This window comes from Pseudooceanicola profundus (genome assembly GCF_054919315.1).
Window position 1 is genome coordinate 3,343,764 of the sequence record NZ_CM142898.1, and the last position, 15,419, is coordinate 3,359,182.

The window sequence follows — 15,419 nt, forward strand, 5'->3', positions numbered from 1 at the left end:
ACTACATGACTAAATTCAATCGTCGCCAGACACTTGGCCTGATGGGCGCCGCGGCGGCCACCAGCCTTGCCGCACCGGCACTGGCGCAGAACCGCAAGGCCGTGGTGGGTGCCATGAGCCTGACCAGCCACTCGGGCAGCTTCATCGCGCTGCAGCGGGGCTACTTCGAGCAGGCGGGCCTCGATGTCGAACTCAAGTTCTTCGAAGCGGCACAGCCGATGGCTGTCGCGATCGCCTCGGGCGACGTGGACTTCGGTGTCACCGCCATCACCGGCGGTCTGATCAACCTCGCCCAGAAGGGCGCGGTCACGGTCATCGGCGGCGCGCTCTCGGAAGAGCCCGGCATCGATGGCCAGATGTACCTGGCCTCGGACAAGGCGTTCCAGGACGGGCTGACCTCGATCGAGGGCCTTGCGGGCCGTCGCTTCGGCGTGACCACCGCGGGCTCCTCGTTCCACTACATGGGCGCCAAGGCCGCGATGCACGCGGGCGTCGATGCCCCGGAATTCGTGCCGCTGCAGAAGGTCGGCGCCATCGTCGGCGCGCTCAAGTCCGGCCAGGTCGATGCCTGGGCCATCGTGCCCCACATCGCCAAGGCGCTGGCCGGGTCGCCGGAAGTCCACGCCATCGGCATGGTCGCGGACGTGGTGCCGAACTACCAGGTGACCACGGTCTTTACCTCGCAGAAGAACGCGGGCAACGAGCGCGGCCTGACCGAGAGCTTCCTCAAGGGCTTCGGCATGGGCGTCAGCGACTACAACGCCACCATGGTCGACAAGACGAACGGGGACGAGGCCATCCAGGAGATGGTCAAGATCATCCACCAGTACGTCTATTCCGACCGTGAGTTAGAGAAGGCCGCGCCGTCGATCATCAACGGCTCGATGCGGCTGAACGAGGGCGCCGCGCTGAACACCGCCTCGGTGGCGGATCAGCTGGCGTGGATGCAGTCCGAAGGGCTGATCTCCAACGACATCACCCTCGATACCTTCGTGGACACCAGCTACGTCGAAACCATCGACGCCTGACGTCCGAACGACCCCGCGGGGCGGCCCCGTGCCGTCCCGCAAACCCTCAGTGAGTTCCCCATGGATATCCGACTAGACGGCATCAGCCATTACTATGGCGAGACCGAGGTATTGCGTGACATCACGCTGGACGTGCCCTCCGGGCAGATCGTCTGCCTCGTCGGCCCCTCCGGTTGCGGCAAGTCCACCCTGCTGCGTTTCATCGGCGGGCTGGAGCGCCCCACCAAGGGCGCCGTGCTCCAGATGGGCGAGCCGCCCGAAGGCTGCCTCAACCCGCTGACCTACGTCTTCCAGGATTTCGCCCTGCTGCCCTGGCGCTCGGTGCGCGGGAACATCTCGCTGGTGCTGGAGGATCACGGCATCCGCGGCGCGAAGGCCGACAAGATCATCGCCGACGTGCTGGCGCGCACCAAGCTGTCCGACTTTGCCAAGGCGCTGCCCAAGCAGCTTTCGGGCGGGATGAAGCAGCGGGTGGCCATCGCCCGCGCCCTCGCGGTGAACCCCGCCGTGATGCTGATGGACGAGCCGCTCTCCGCGCTCGACAGCCAGACCCGCGAGCTGCTGATGGATGACCTGATCGCGCTCTGGGACCGGCAGCCCTTCACCGCCGTCTACGTCACGCACAACCTGAACGAGGCGGTCCGCCTCGGGCACAAGATCGTGGTGCTCTCGCGCCGCCCGGGTGCGATCCGCGAGGTGGTCGAGATCGACCGCCCCCTGACCGAGCGCAGCTTTGCCGACGTCGATCTGGAACGCACCCAGAAACACCTTTGGACACTCATGCGCGAAGAGGCGCGTGCCGCAGATGAGGAGCTGCTTGATGTCTGACGCGACCCTTCACTCGGCCCCGCCACCGGCGGCCGCGCCCACCGAGGCCATGGAAATACGCTTCCGTGGCGGTGGCTTCGTCGCCAAGCCGCACCGCTGGATGGCGCCCATCGTCTTCGTCGTCCTGATCGCCTTCATCGAGATCGGCACCCGCAGCGGGTTCATCTCCTCGCTGACGCTGCCGCGCCCCTCGGACGTGCTGGCGACGCTGGTGCAGCTCTACAAGTCCGGCCAGCTCTTCGAGCACCTCGTGCCCTCGCTGACCCGTCTGGCGGTCGGTGCCTCGCTGGGCTCCATCGTCGGCATCTCGGTCGGCGTGATGATCGGGCTCTTCTCCTATGTCCGCGCGGGCCTCGTGCCGGTGGTGGCGGCGATCTTCCCGATCCCCAAGATCGCGCTGCTGCCGCTCTTCGTGATCTGGTTCGGCATCGATGAGTCTTCTAAATACGCGCTGATTGCCTTCGGCACCTTCACCCCCACCGTTGTCGCCACCTATGGGGCGGTGGACAACGTGGACCGCTCGCTGATCCGCATGGGGCAGAGCTTCGGCCTGTCGTGGTTCTCCATCGTGCGCAAGATCGTGCTGCCCGGCGCCATGCCCGGCATCCTCTCGGGGCTGCGGATCTCGCTGGCCATCGCCATCATCCTGCTGGTCGCCGCCGAGATGCTGGGTGCGCAGCACGGCATCGGGGCCTATATTCTTGAAGCCGGCTCGCTCTATGACCTCGAACGGCTCTTCGCCGGTGTGGTGATCCTCTCGCTGCTCGGGGTGATCACCTCGGGCGCCATCGGGCTGATCGAACGTCGCGTGCTGGGGTGGCGGACATGAGCCGCAAACCCGAAAGCGCCTATGACGTGATCGTCGCCGGGGGCGGGGCAGGTGGCATCGGTGCGGCGCTCGGCGCTGCCGCCGAGGGCGCCAAGGTCCTGCTGGTCGAGAAATACGGCTTCCTCGGCGGGGCGGCGACGACCTCGCAGGTGCTGGCCTACTGCGGCTTCTTCCAGCAGGGGCCGGACCCGATCAAGGCCGTGGGCGGCGTCGCCGACCTGCTGCTCGATGAGCTGCGCGCGCTCGGCCTCGATTGTGAGCCGTTCAAGTCGCCTACCACCTCCAACTGGATCATCCTGTTGGAGCCGGAGGCGGTGAAACTCGCCATGGACCGGGTGCTGGCCAAGAACGGGGTGGAGGTGCTGCTGCACACCCGCATCGCCGCCGTCACCCGCACCGCCTCGCGGCTGGAGAGCGCCACGCTCGCGGGCATGGACGGACGACAGCGGGTCACGGCAGAGGCCTTCGTGGATGCCACGGGCGATGCCAACCTCTCGCTCGTCGCGGGCCAGCCCTGCCGGACCGGCAATGCCGAGGGCAAGCTGCAGGCGGTCTCGGCCCCGGTGCGGATCGGCGGGCGCGACATGTCGGTGCCCATCGACCGGGACGCGATCATCGCGGCCTTCAAGGACTACAACAAGACCGGCGCCTATCCCACGGCGCGGGAGGATGGCGGCATCTTCACCGTCGTCCCCCGCACCGGCGAGATGTGGTGGATGATGTTCGACCACCCCATGGCCGACCTGTCGTCGCGCAGCTTCAGCGAGGCAGAGCGCGCCTCGCGCGAGGCGGCCCATGATTACGTCGAGGTGCTGCGCGACAAGGTTCCGGGGTTCCAGAACGCCTACCTCGTCCAGACCGGGCCGCAGATCGGGATCCGCGAAAGCCGCCACCCCGTCGCGCGCTACGAACTGACGGGAGAGGACCTTATGAAGGGCCGCCGCCGGCCCGATGGCGTGGCCCGCGCCGCCTGGCCGATGGAGGATCACTCCGTCGCGGGCAAGCCGGTCTACCACCCGATCGGGGGCGAAGGCTTTGCCGACATCCCGCTCGACTGCCTGCGGGCCAAGGGGCTGGACAACCTCTATTTCGCGGGCCGGGTGATCGGCGCGGACGACATGGCCTATGCCTCGATCCGGGTCATGGGCACCGCCTTTGCCACCGGCGAGGCGGCGGGCCGCGCGGCCTATCGCAACGAACAGTAAGGACCTGCCTTTTCCGCAGGCAGCCCCCGTGCCCCCGCAAGGGCGCGGGGGCTTTCGCGTTTGAGGGGAGTGGACGCTGCCGCGGGATGCGTTAAACCTGCGCCTGACACGCATGTGCCCGCCGCAGGCAACACCGGGCGGGCCTCACGGCAAGAGGAGCCCCGCCCATGTCCCTGATGGAAAAAATCCGCAGCTATCAGGATGAGCTGACCGCCATCCGCCGCGACATCCACGCCCACCCCGAACTGGGGCTGCAGGAGCACCGCACCGCGGCGCTGGTGGCGGAGAAGCTGGAAAGCTGGGGCATCGAGGTGCATCGCGGCATCGGCCAGACCGGCGTCGTGGGCGTGCTGCAGGGCCGTCCCGGCAACCGCGCCGTGGGCCTGCGCGCCGACATGGACGCGCTGCCCATCGAGGAGGAGAACGACGTTCCCTACCGCTCGACCGTGCCCGGCGTGATGCATGCCTGCGGCCATGACGGCCACACCACCATGCTGCTCGGCGCAGCCAAGTACCTGGCCGAGACCAAGAACTTCGACGGCACCGTCTATTTCATCTTCCAGCCCGCCGAGGAAGGCGTGGGCGGCGCGCTCGCCATGCTGGAGGACAAGCTCTTCGAGAAATTCCCCTGCGACAGCGTCTATGGCCTGCACAACCGGCCCAACATGCCGGTGGGCGAATACGGCATCTGCGACGGTCCCGCCATGGCGGGCGGCGCCTTCTTCGACGTGAAGGTGACCGGCGTCGGCGCCCACGGCGCACAGCCGCAGGCGGGGATCGACCCGGTTGTCGCGGCCTGCCACATCGCCACGGCCGCGCAATCCATCGTCTCGCGCAATGTGCTGCCGGGCCAGCCGGCCGTGCTCTCGATCACCAAGATCGCAGGGGGCGACGCCTATAACGTCATTCCCAACACCGCCACGATGGGCGGCACCGCGCGCTTCTTCAAACGCGAGATCGGCGAGCAGTTGGAGACCCAGTTCCGCAAGGTGGCCGAGGGCGTGGCCGCGGGCCTCGGCTGCACGGTCGAGGTGGACTGGCGCCTGATCTTCGCCCCCACCATCAACGCCGAGGCGGAGACCGAGGACAGCGCCGCCGCCGCCGTGGACCTCGTCGGTATCGAGAAGGTCGCGCGCGGCTTCCCGGCCTCCATGGGCTCGGAGGATTTCTCCTTCATGATGGAGAAGGTGCCGGGCAGCTACATGCAGGTGGGCAACGGGCCGGGCTTCAACCCGCACCACCCCAAGTACATGTTCAACGACGAGACGATCCCCTACGGCGTCGGCCTCTACGCCCGCATCGTCGAACGCGGCTGATCGCCATTGCGGTGACGGCCCGGGCTGCCCGTGCCGTCACCGCCCTGCGCCAGAACGTCGCCCCGGCCCGGCCGGGGCGTTTTTCATATGGTCAGGGGGCAGGGCGCTGCCTAAAGGCTGGGGCATGAGTGATACCCTGCCGCCGTGCCCCGAATGCGCCTCCGCCTATGTCTATCAGGTCGACGCGCTGCTGATCTGCCCCGAGTGCGGGCATGAATTCTCCGCCACCGCGAGCGAGGAGGAGGGCCCGCAGTTGCGCGACAGCGTCGGCAACCCGCTGGCGGACGGCGACACGGTGACGGTGATCAAGGACCTGAAGGTCAAGGGCTCGTCGCTCGTGGTGAAGGTCGGCACCAAGGTGCGCGGCATCCGGCTGGTGGACGGCGATCACGACATCGACTGCAAGATCCCCGGCATCGGCCAGATGGGGCTGAAGTCGGAATTCGTGAAGAAGGTCTCCGAGTAAGAGCACCTCAAGCGAAACCCCCGCGGGCCGCTTCTGCGGTGCGGGGGCTGTGGCGCGGGGGCGTGCCCGCGCAGGGGTGGCTTTCTGCCGCCCGCAAAGGTTTCAGCCTTCCGCCTGACGGCGGGCGGCCTGCGCCTCCAGGTCGAGGTGACCGCGCAGGCCCTCGGGCATCTGCAGCGCCCCGGCGAGGCTTTCGAGATACTGCTGCTCTTCCGGCGTGTCCGGGTCGATCGACAGCGCGGAGGCGAGGTAGATCTCCGCCCGCTGCTCGGTCGTGCGCGCCAGACGGGCCACGGCCACCGGATCGGCGGGGGCCGCGAAATAGTCGAAGAGCGCGGATTTCTCCGCAGACCCCAGCCCGAGGTTGCCGATCTGCTCGTGGATGCGGGCGTGTTCCTCCTGATCGATGTGACCGTCGGACTTGGCCGCGGCGATCATCGCCTTCATTAGCGCCAGCCGAAAATCCTCGCCGCCCGCGTCGTGGTCGTTCTCCACGTCGAAGCCGCTGTCGGCGGGGGGCTTGGGCAGGTTCAGCGGTTCGGCCTCGGTGCCGGAGGTCTTCTTGGCCTGCCAGTCGGAATAGGCCTTGTAGGCCAGCCCGCCGACCACGGCCATGCCGCCGATCTTCAGCGCCTTGCCACCCAGCTTGCGGCCCTTCTTGCTGCCCAGAAGCAGCGCGGCGAGACCCCCGGCGGTGGCCCCGCCCAGCAGACCGTCGGGAAGGCCCCCGGATGTGCCGGAGGCGGACCGCTTCTGGCCGCCGCCCGATCCGAGAAACCCTTCGAGAAGTCTGTTCACGTCCATGTCTCGCCTCGCTCTGTTGTTCGAGATCGAGGTATGGAGGCGGGGAGCGCCCTTCAAGACCGCTTCACGATCCGTTCAGGGGCGCGTCATCCGGGGCGGCGGAGGGCCGCCGCGCGGGGATCGCGACGCCGCCAGACCGGGCCCACGACCGGTGCAGGGCTTTCGCCGCCGAGGGGCGCTGCCGAAGGCTGCCCGGGGTCAGCGCTTGGCGATCAGGTCGATCTCGACCAGAGCGTCATAGGCCAGCCCGGTGACGCCGACACAGGTCCGCGCCGGGCGCCGGTCCTCGGGGAACCAGCTGGCGTAGGTCTCGTTCATGGCGGCGTAGTCGCGCTTGAACTCCGTCAGGTAAACCCGGCACATCAGGACGTTTTCCCAGCCAAGGCCGATGCCAGCCATGATCGTCTGGAGGTTGGTCATCACGTTGTTGGTCTGCGCCACGATCCCGTCCGGCAGGACGCCGGGGGCCTCGGGCGTGTCGGGCATCTGGCCGGTGATGCAGATCAGCCCGTCGCTCTCAACCGCATGGCTGAAGGGGGCCACCGGCGTCGTGCCATGGGCGATCATGTGGTATTTCATGGGGGTGTCCTTGCGGTCAGTGCGGTCCTGTGTCCGGGCCAGTCTAGCCCGCCCGGACAGAGCCTGTCACCTCTTGCCCTGTTGTCGGAAAGAGATGGCAGGGCAGGGGATTAGCGCGCGCTCTTCATCTTGTCGGCCAGCCATTCCCCGATCATGACACAGGTCATGTGGGTATTGGCGCGGCAGTCCATCGGCATGATCGAGGCATCGGCCACCCGCAGCCCCGGCACGCCCTTCACGGTCAGGTCCGGGTTCACCACGCCGGTGGGATCGGCATAGGCGCTCATCCGGCAGGTGCCCGCGGCGTGCTGGATGTCGGTCGCGTTCTCCAGCATCCATGTGTCGAGGGCGTCATCGGACAGCGCCACGGCCTCGTCCAGCGTCAGGGCAGTGTCGCCCATGGTGAAGCTTTCGGCGATCTCTGCCAGCCCGGGCTGTTTCGACAGCGCATGGACGCGCCGCACCCCGTCGCGCAGGCGAATGCGGTCGCGCGGATCGGCCAGCATGTTCTCCTCGATCTGGGGATCCGCCTCGGGGGCGGCGGAGGTCAGCGTGACGGCCCCGCGCGAGAAGGCATCGTAAAGCCCGATCCCGATCGCGCCGAAATCGTTCGGCGCATCCGTCCCGTCGATGTTGCGGTGGTTGAAGCCGATCATGATCATGTCGCGCACGCCGCCCTCGCCGAGGCCCGAGGAATAGGTCAGGCAGCTGTTGGTGTGGCGCTGGTCGGGATCGGTGGTGCGGTGCTCGGGCTTCAGCGTGATCTTCACCCGGATCACGGGGTGATCCATGAAATGGCGGCCCACATCGGGCATCTCGCGCAGGCAGGGGATGCCGTGGTCGCGCAGGTGCATCGACGGCCCGAGGCCCGAGCGCATGAGGATCGCAGGCGAATGCACGGCGCCGGCGCAGAGCACGATTTCACCGGCGCGGAACACCTGCCAGTCACCGCCCACCTTGGCCCGCAGCCCGGTGGCGCGGCCGTCCTCCAGAACGACCTTGTCGACGAGCGCCCCGCCGAGGATGGTCAGGTTCTCCCGTCCCCGCGCCGGTTCGAGGTAGCCGTCATTGGTGGTGATCCGTTTCAGCCCGCGGCTGTTGATCGGGTAGTTGGAGAAGCCTTCGCCCTCCGGCGCGTTCAGGTCGCGATTCAGCGGATAGCCCGCCGCCAGCGAGGCATCGCGCAGCCCCTTGTCCACCGGGCCCCACGTGTCCTCGGGCGCGCGGTAGATCGGGATCGGCCCGCCCTGACCGTGGTAGTTGGTCTGCGCCATCTCGGGATCGTCTTCCATCCGGGCGAAGAGCGGCAGCACGTCCCTGGCGCCCCAGCCCTCGCAGCCGATCGCCTCCCAGGCGTCGAAGGCCGCGCCGACGCCCCAGATGGCGATCTGCGCGTTGACGAGGGAGGAGCCGCCGAGCCCGCGCCCGCGCCAGTAGTGCTTGGGCTCCTGCGCGGCGGTGCGGCGGCTCTGCACGCCGGGCCATTGCCACTCCTGCTGGTGGCCGGGCTGGTGCATGAAGGGCATGATATTGGCAGAGCGCGCGGCCTCGGGCGCCTCGTCGGCACGCCAGTCGCGGCCCGCCTCCAGCAGCAGAACCCGGATCGACGGGTCCTCGCTCAGCCGTCCGGCCAGCGCCGCCCCGGCCGAGCCTGCGCCCACCACGATCACGTCATAGTCTTCCGTCATTGCCGTCGCTCCGTTCGTTCCTCGGCTGCGCCTCCCGTCGCGGGCTCAAGACAGGACAAGCGGCGGGAAAGGTCCATGGTCGATTGTCGTCAATGTCGCCGTCGCGGGACAATTCCGCCTCCGCTGCCGGGTGGGGCGCGTAAATTTGTGGCGGTTCTTCTCTGGGTTGAGGGGCGCACATTGCACCGACGTCTTGCCCTTGGCGACGCGACGGGGGGCCACCTTTCGGGGGATAAATGGTTGCAGTGGCGGCCCAACCCCGGCACAGGTGAGGGAAAGCCCGGCGTCGCTCACCGCCGGTGGAACTACAGGAAGCCCGCCATGTCCGATGCTCTTCTCGAGGCCCTCGGGGCCGCCCGCCCACAGGTCTGGTCCAACCCCGATTATCGCCCGGCAGAGGATCCGCAGGCCCAGGCCGAGCTGAAGATCGCGCTGGCCGACTGGGATGCGGCGGCGGGCCTTCTGGCCGCGCTCTTCCCCGAAACCGGCCCCGAGGGGCGCATCCGCTCGCGGCTTGTTCCCGTGCCGGAGGGCGTGTTGCCCGCGCGCGTGCCGGGCAGTGTTTTCATGAAGGCCGACAACGACCTACCGGTCGCAGGCTCGGTCAAGGCGCGCGGCGGCCTCTTCGAGGTGGTGACCACCGCTATCGCACAGGCCCGCGAGGCCGGCCTTCTGGCCGAGGGCGAAGATGCCGCCAAGCTGGCGCGTCCGGAGATGCGGGACTTCTTCCGCGCCCGCACCATGTCCGTGGGCTCCACCGGGAACCTCGGCCTCAGCGTCGGCATCACCGCCCGGGCGCTCGGCTACCGGGCCGTGGTGCACATGTCGGCGGATGCCAAGGCCTGGAAGGTCAAGCGCCTGACCGACCTCGGCGTCAGCGTGATCCAGCACGCAAGCGATTACACCGCCGCCGTGGCCGCCGCCCGTGACGCGGCCGCCCTCGATCCGCTGTGCCACTTCGTCGATGACGAGGACAGCCCGACGCTCTTCCGGGGCTACAGCGCCTCGGCCGCCGAACTGGCCGAGGAACTGGCCGCCCAAGGCATCGAGATCGGGCCGGAGCGTCCGCTGATGGTTTACCTGCCCTGCGGGGTGGGCGGTGCCCCCGGCGGCACGGCGCAGGGGCTGCGGGCGGTGTTCGGGCCGAACGTGCACGGCTTCTTCTGCGAGCCGGTGCAGGCGCCCTCGGGCCTCGTACGGCTGGCCTACAAGGGCAAGTACAAGACGGTCTACGACGTGGGCCTGACCAACAAGACCGAGGCCGACGGCATGGCCGTCGCGACCTTCTCGGACTTCGTGGCAGGCCGGATGGAGGAGCGCCTCGCCGGGGCCTTCACCGTGGGCGACGACACGCTCTTCACCTACCTGCTGAAGACCCACGACCTGATGGGCGAGAAGCTGGAGCCCTCCGCTGCTTCCGCCTTCCGCGGGCCGGAGATGGTGATGCTCTCCGACGATGCCGCGGGCTTCCGGGCGCAGCACCTCGCGGGCGTCGACCCGGCGCAGGTGGTGCATGTGGTCTGGGCCACCGGCGGACGTTTCGTGCCCGAGGCGCAGTACGAGGCCTTCGTCACCGAGGCCCGGAAACTGGCACTGGTCTGATCCGGCCTGTTCGGCCCGAACTACCTGATCCGACGCCCGTGCTGCGGGCCCGGTGATCCGGACCTGTCGGATCAGGCGCGTTGGATTGCGCCCGACCTGACCGGCTCCGTCATCCTGATCCCGGTGTCTTGGTCCGTTTGATCTGGTCCGGCTGGTCCGGGCCAGCAGGTCCGGCGGCACCTGCGCGCCGCCGGACCTCTCGGGTGCTCACTTGTAGCGACCGCCGCGTTCCAGCACTTCGATCTGGTAGCCGTCGGGATCGGCCACGAAGAAGAACTTCGCGATCACCTCGCCCGCCGGGGCGAAGCTGACCAGTTTGCGCGGCGCAAGGCCCGCGGCTTCGAAGCGCGCGTGTTCCGCCTCCAGATCCTCGACCGACACGGCAAGGTGGCCATAGCCGTCGCCAAGGTCATAGGGCTCGGTCCGGTCCTTGTTGATGGTCAGCTCAAGCTCGAACTCGCTCTCCGGATTGCTCAGGTAGACGAGGGTGAATTCGGGGAAATCAAGCCGGTCGGCGATCTCCAGCCCGAAGGCCTCGCGGTAGAAGGCGAGGGAGCGCGCCTCGTCGAGAACGCGGATCATGCTGTGAATGGTCTTGGCCAAGTCTGTCTCCTTCTGGGGCCGTCAGGTCGCGGGCAGACTAGGGCAGCGGAACGCCGGGCGGTAGGGGCGGCGTGCAGGCCTTGCCCTTCCGGCCCGCGTCCCCTGCGCATTGACGCCCCCGATGCAATCGCTAGACCGGGGGCTCTGACCCCGGAGCCGCCATGCCAGATCCCCAGACCCACGCGCCGACCTCCCAGCCCGACAGCGGGCTGATCCTCGGTGCGGTCTTCTGCCTGCTTGCGGCCACCGCATGGGGCACCACCGGCACGGCGGCGACCTTTGCGCCCGATGTGCCCGCCGTGGCGATCGGCGCGGCGGCCATGGGCTTTGGCGGGCTGTTGCAGGCGGCGATGGCCGCGGGCGGCATCCGGCGACACGCGACCTCGCTGAAGGCGCAGCTGCCGCTCCTGCTGGCGGGGGGCCTTTCGGTCATGATCTATCCGCTGGCGTTCTACGCCTCCATGCGGCTGGCGGGGGTGACCATCGGCACGGTGATCTCCATCGGCTCCGCGCCGCTGATTTCGGCCCTGATCGAGAACCGCTTCGACGGCATCCGTCTGACCCTGCGCTGGACCTCGGGGGCGGCCATCGGCATCGCGGGCATGGCCCTGCTGGCCATGGCCGAAGGCACGGGCCACGTGATCCCCGACAACGTGCCGCTCGGCGTGCTGCTGGGGCTGGTGGCGGGGGCGACCTATGCCCATTACTCCTGGGCCGCCCGGCGGATGATGCAGCGGGGCCTACCGTCGCGCACGGCCATGGGCGCGATGCTGGGGGTGGGTGCGGTGCTGCTGATGCCGGTGCTCCTGGCCACGGGCGCGCCCTTCCTCGCCTCCGCGCAGAACCTTGCCGTGGGGCTCTACATGGCGCTGGTGCCGATGTTCCTGGGCTACATCGCCTTCGGTGCGGGGCTGGCACGGGTGACGACCAGCATGGCCACGACGATCACGCTGTTCGAGCCGGTGGTGGCGGCGGTGCTGGCGGTGCTGGTGGTGGGAGAGCGGCTGCCGCCGATGGGCTGGACCGGCGTCGGGCTGATCATCGCCTGCCTGCTCTGGACCACCGCGCCGCTGCCGAAACGGCGGGCGCGGCGGAGGGCGTGAGGGGGCTCAGTCCTTCAGTTCGACCTCGATGAAGGAAAGCATCCCCGGACCGGGATTGAAGACGTCGTGTTCGATCCCCATGCCGCGGGCATAGGTGTCACCGGCCTTCACCTCGCGCTCGATCACCTCGCCGTTCTGCTCATAGGCCATCTTGGCGTCCGTCAGGATGACGATGACATAATCCATCTCGTGCTTGTGCCAGCCGGTGGTGTTGCCGGGGGCGAAATCCCAGCGGGTCACCCGGGTGCGGGCGTCATCCACCAGCTGGGTGGGCGTCGCGGGGCCGGTGCTGTCGAAGGGCATGAACGATCTCCTCTACTAATTATCGGCGCCACGGTAGCCCCGGCGCGGGCAGGGGCCAGAGGCATCTGGAGGGGATCGGCGCAAAGCTGCCATTACGGTGTAGAATTGCCACGGCCCGCCGCGCGGAAGGCCCGCGCAGGGCGCTGTCGGAACCTGTCGGCATCTGTCTGTGCGGTCAGGCCGCCCCCAGCCCCTCCGCCAGCATGTCGAGCACGAGGCGGATGCGCGGGCTGGCCTGCAACCCTTCGTGGCTGACCAGCCAGAGCGGCACCGGGATCGCCAGATCGGGCCAGAGCGGCACCAGGCGCGGGTCATCGGCCACGATCTCGTCGAGGAAGGGCGCCACGCCCATGCCGCGCCGGACCATCTCCAGCACCACGAGCGAGGAGTTGGAGACAAGGCGGAAATCCTCCGCCGCGATCTGGAAGCCGAGGCCGGTGAGGTAGCCCGCCAACCGCTCCGCATCGTCGAAGCCGAGCAGGGCGGCAGGCGGCAGGTCGGCCGGGGTGGCGGGCGTGCCGTGCCGGGCGATCCAGTCGCGCGAGGTGTAGAACCGCGCCCGGCTGCCGCGCAGTTGCCGGCCGCTCAGCCCGGGACGGTCGGGGGCGGCATGGCGCAGGGCGATGTCGGCCTCCATCCGGTGCAGGTCGCTCAGGCTGTTCTGGGACCAGAGTTCCAGCACCAGCCCCGGGGCGGCGGCATGGATCGTCTCCAGCAGCGGCGGCATCAGGAAGGTCGCCACCGTGTCCGAGGCCGAGATCCGCACCCGTCCGGTCATGTCCTGCAACCGCCCGCTGGCGGCAAGCGCCACGGCCTGCGCCGCCTCGCCCATGGGGCCCACGTGGTCGAGCAGGGCGCGCCCGGTCTCGGTGAGGACCAGCCGCTTGCCGATCCGTTCGAAGAGCGCCACGCCGAGGTCCTCCTCCAGCGCCTGCACCTGCCGCGACAGCGTGGGCTGCGTCAGCCGCAGCGCCCGCGCGGCCGCAGAGAGCGAGCCATGGGTGGCGGTGGCGTGAAAGGCGCGCAGCAGGTTCCAGTCAGGCGTGATCATGCGCCTGCGTATATGATACCTGCGAATTTCCGCAATTTACCGATTATCTGCATATGGCTATTTCAGGTGGTGAAAGGAGACCCCCGATGACAGCCTCGACCACCGCCCCCATGATGCCCCCCGTCATGCCCCCCGCCGCCGAGAGCCGCGATGCCCGCTTCTGGGACCGGCTTTCCGCCCGTTACGCCCGTCAGCCGGTGGCCGATCCCGCCGCCTATGCGCGGACGCTGGAACGCACGCGCGGCTACCTGCATCCCCGCGCGCGGGTGCTGGAACTGGGCTGCGGCACCGGCTCCACCGCGCTGCAACTGGCGGGCGACGTGGCCGAGTATATCGCCACCGACCTCTCGCCCGAGATGATCCGCATCGGCGCCCGGCGGCTGGCCGAAAGCCCGGTGCCGGGGCTCTCCTTCGAGGCGGGCACCGTGCAGGACATGGCGCAGGAGGGGCCCTTCGACGTGGTGCTGGGGTTCAACTACCTGCACCTCGTGCGCGATCTGCCGGGAACGCTCGCGGTGATCTCCAAGCTGCTGGCGCCGGGCGGGGTCTTCATCTCCAAGACGCCCTGCCTGCGCGAGATGAACCCGCTGATCCGGGGCCTCGTCATCCCGGTGATGCAGGCCGTGGGCAAGGCGCCCCACGTGGCCTCCTTCAGCGTCGACGGGCTGGAGGACGCGCTTCACGACGCCGACTTCGCTCTGGAACTGACCGAGAACCACGCCGGCAAGGGCGACGATCATCGCCCTTTCGTGGTGGCGCGTCCCTGGTGAGAGGGGCCTGATGGGGCCGGAATGCGGGTCTGATCTGGGCCTCACCACGGCCCCGGCGCGGACCACGTCACAGCCTTCAACACCGTGCCCGACTTGGCCCCTGCGCGACCCTGTGCCAGAGCCCCCGAGCCTCCGGCGCGGGATCACGCAGGGGCGGGGGCGGCTGACTGCTTTGGCCTCGTGCGATATAAGTGGGCGAAGCGGCAGTCTTCGCGGGCGGACCGACCGGTGGCCCTGACAGCAGCGGGGCAGAGACGAGGCCGAGACGGGGCAGACAGAGACGGGGCGGCGCGTCGGCGAAAAGGCGCGGCGCTGCGCCGTTTATCCACTCTTGCCGCAGGATCGCCCTCGACCTCGCGCGGGTGAGGCCCCAGATTGGCCCTGCCATGTCCGAGCAAGACCAGACCGACCCAGACCAGACCGACACCCGCCGCGCGGCGACCCGCGCCTTCGCCCGCCGCCGCTTCGGCCCGGTGGGCACGCTGCGTCTGCACCGCGCTGCCCTCGGGGCGGACTTGCTGCGGGCGCCGCTGAACGTGGTGCTAGCCCCGCTCTACCTCGTGGTGCGGCTGCTGGCGCTTGGCCTGTCCGCGATCGGGCTGAAACGCGCGGGCCGGTGGCTGGCGGCGCGGCGGATGATGCTGGAAACCAGCGTGGCGGCGCGGGTGAAGACCGATGTGCTGGCGCTGATCGAGGGGCTGGGGCCCGCGCGCCCCGCCGCCCCGCGCGACGCAATAGAACTGGCCGTGCGCGACTACGCCGAGGTGCGCAACGCGGTGGCCGAGATCACCACCACGCTGATCGTGCTCTGCGCCGGGCTGCTGGTCTTCCACGCCGCGACGCCGGGCGTCCTGTCCCTGGCCGCGCCGGTGGCCGAGATGCGCACGCAGGCCTTCTTCATCGACAACTTCCCGCTTGGCCAATGGGCCGGGGGGCTCTGGTACAGCGTCTTCCCCGCCCGCCCCAGCGGGCTGGAGGTGGTGCTGACCGGGGTGGTGCTGGCGCTCTCGGCCTCGCTGGTGACGACCTTCGCAGGGCTTGTCGCCGATCCGCTGCAGGTGCTGACCGGCACCCATCGCCGCCGGCTGATGCGGCTGCTCGACCGGCTGGACCGGGCGGGCGAGGGCGGGCTGGCACGCGAGCACGTGGCGGCCCGGATGGGCGATCTCTCGGACATGGCGCTGAGCCTCTGGCGCAGCCTGAAGGGCTGAGCCGACCGCCCCGCCGCGCGCAGCCCACCGCTG

Annotated in this window: 16 protein-coding genes; 10 read left to right on the forward strand and 6 right to left on the reverse strand. The window is 69.1% G+C overall.

The features are described from left to right. Positions 1-5: 5 nt before the first annotated feature. The 6 genes from ACX9MO_RS15415 (at position 6) to ACX9MO_RS15440 (ending at position 5,672) form a co-directional block, all read left to right on the forward strand. Positions 6-1,028: an ABC transporter substrate-binding protein gene (locus ACX9MO_RS15415; RefSeq protein WP_462212481.1), complete on the forward strand. Its 1,023-nt coding sequence runs from the start codon at positions 6-8 to the stop codon at positions 1,026-1,028. 60 nt (positions 1,029-1,088) lie between these two features. After that, on the forward strand, positions 1,089-1,856 hold the full coding sequence (locus tag ACX9MO_RS15420) for an ABC transporter ATP-binding protein (protein WP_462212482.1): 768 nt from the start codon (positions 1,089-1,091) through the stop codon (positions 1,854-1,856). Beyond that, the gene (locus ACX9MO_RS15425) at positions 1,849-2,685 is read left to right on the forward strand and encodes an ABC transporter permease (RefSeq protein WP_222489503.1); all 837 of its coding nucleotides are present in this window, start codon (positions 1,849-1,851) and stop codon (positions 2,683-2,685) included. The genes ACX9MO_RS15420 and ACX9MO_RS15425 overlap by 8 nt, the downstream gene beginning before the upstream one ends. Further along, positions 2,682-3,890 carry an FAD-dependent oxidoreductase gene (locus ACX9MO_RS15430; protein ID WP_462212483.1) on the forward strand — a complete coding sequence of 403 codons (1,209 nt, stop codon included), beginning with the start codon at positions 2,682-2,684 and terminating at the stop codon, positions 3,888-3,890. The genes ACX9MO_RS15425 and ACX9MO_RS15430 overlap by 4 nt, the downstream gene beginning before the upstream one ends. A gap of 167 nt (positions 3,891-4,057) precedes the next feature. Further along, positions 4,058-5,206: a M20 aminoacylase family protein gene (locus tag ACX9MO_RS15435; RefSeq protein ID WP_462212484.1), complete on the forward strand. Its 1,149-nt coding sequence runs from the start codon at positions 4,058-4,060 to the stop codon at positions 5,204-5,206. Positions 5,207-5,330: 124 nt separating this feature from the next. Further along, a complete protein-coding gene (locus ACX9MO_RS15440; RefSeq protein WP_462212485.1) occupies positions 5,331-5,672 on the forward strand; it encodes a zinc ribbon domain-containing protein YjdM in 342 nt (113 codons plus the stop codon). A gap of 102 nt (positions 5,673-5,774) precedes the next feature. Here the strand turns inward: ACX9MO_RS15440 and ACX9MO_RS15445 are convergent, their stop codons facing one another. The 3 genes from ACX9MO_RS15445 to ACX9MO_RS15455 all read right to left on the reverse strand — a co-directional run bounded on the left by ACX9MO_RS15445 (position 5,775) and on the right by ACX9MO_RS15455 (position 8,743). After that, a complete protein-coding gene (locus ACX9MO_RS15445; protein ID WP_222489507.1) occupies positions 5,775-6,476 on the reverse strand; it encodes a tellurite resistance TerB family protein in 702 nt (233 codons plus the stop codon). A 198-nt stretch (positions 6,477-6,674) separates the two neighbouring features. After that, a complete protein-coding gene (locus ACX9MO_RS15450; RefSeq protein ID WP_224820190.1) occupies positions 6,675-7,055 on the reverse strand; it encodes a RidA family protein in 381 nt (126 codons plus the stop codon). 110 nt (positions 7,056-7,165) lie between these two features. Continuing rightward, complete coding sequence (locus tag ACX9MO_RS15455) at positions 7,166-8,743, reverse strand: GMC family oxidoreductase (protein WP_462212486.1); 1,578 nt, start codon at positions 8,741-8,743, stop codon at positions 7,166-7,168. Between the two features lie 321 nt (positions 8,744-9,064). Here ACX9MO_RS15455 and ACX9MO_RS15460 point away from each other — a divergent pair, with 321 nt between their 5' ends. Continuing rightward, a complete protein-coding gene (locus ACX9MO_RS15460; RefSeq protein ID WP_222489510.1) occupies positions 9,065-10,345 on the forward strand; it encodes a D-serine ammonia-lyase in 1,281 nt (426 codons plus the stop codon). 207 nt (positions 10,346-10,552) lie between these two features. Here ACX9MO_RS15460 and ACX9MO_RS15465 read toward each other — a convergent pair whose 3' ends face one another. Next, positions 10,553-10,948, reverse strand: coding sequence for a VOC family protein (locus ACX9MO_RS15465; protein ID WP_222489511.1), 396 nt, complete (start codon positions 10,946-10,948; stop codon positions 10,553-10,555). Between the two features lie 161 nt (positions 10,949-11,109). On the opposite strand from ACX9MO_RS15465, the gene ACX9MO_RS15470 reads away from it, so the two are divergent. Further along, the gene (locus ACX9MO_RS15470) at positions 11,110-12,051 is read left to right on the forward strand and encodes a DMT family transporter (protein ID WP_462212487.1); all 942 of its coding nucleotides are present in this window, start codon (positions 11,110-11,112) and stop codon (positions 12,049-12,051) included. Between the two features lie 6 nt (positions 12,052-12,057). On the opposite strand, the gene ACX9MO_RS15475 is transcribed toward ACX9MO_RS15470, so the two are convergent. Next, on the reverse strand, positions 12,058-12,354 hold the full coding sequence (locus ACX9MO_RS15475) for a cupin domain-containing protein (protein WP_222489513.1): 297 nt from the start codon (positions 12,352-12,354) through the stop codon (positions 12,058-12,060). A gap of 175 nt (positions 12,355-12,529) precedes the next feature. Next, entirely contained in the window at positions 12,530-13,405 is an 876-nt protein-coding gene (locus tag ACX9MO_RS15480) for a LysR family transcriptional regulator (RefSeq protein WP_222489514.1), read from the reverse strand. 86 nt (positions 13,406-13,491) lie between these two features. Here ACX9MO_RS15480 and ACX9MO_RS15485 point away from each other — a divergent pair, with 86 nt between their 5' ends. Then, positions 13,492-14,175: a class I SAM-dependent methyltransferase gene (locus ACX9MO_RS15485; RefSeq protein ID WP_462212488.1), complete on the forward strand. Its 684-nt coding sequence runs from the start codon at positions 13,492-13,494 to the stop codon at positions 14,173-14,175. A gap of 386 nt (positions 14,176-14,561) precedes the next feature. Further along, positions 14,562-15,386 (forward strand): DUF6635 family protein, encoded by an 825-nt coding sequence (locus ACX9MO_RS15490; RefSeq protein ID WP_462212489.1) that lies wholly within the window; start codon positions 14,562-14,564, stop codon positions 15,384-15,386. Positions 15,387-15,419 lie beyond the last annotated feature (33 nt).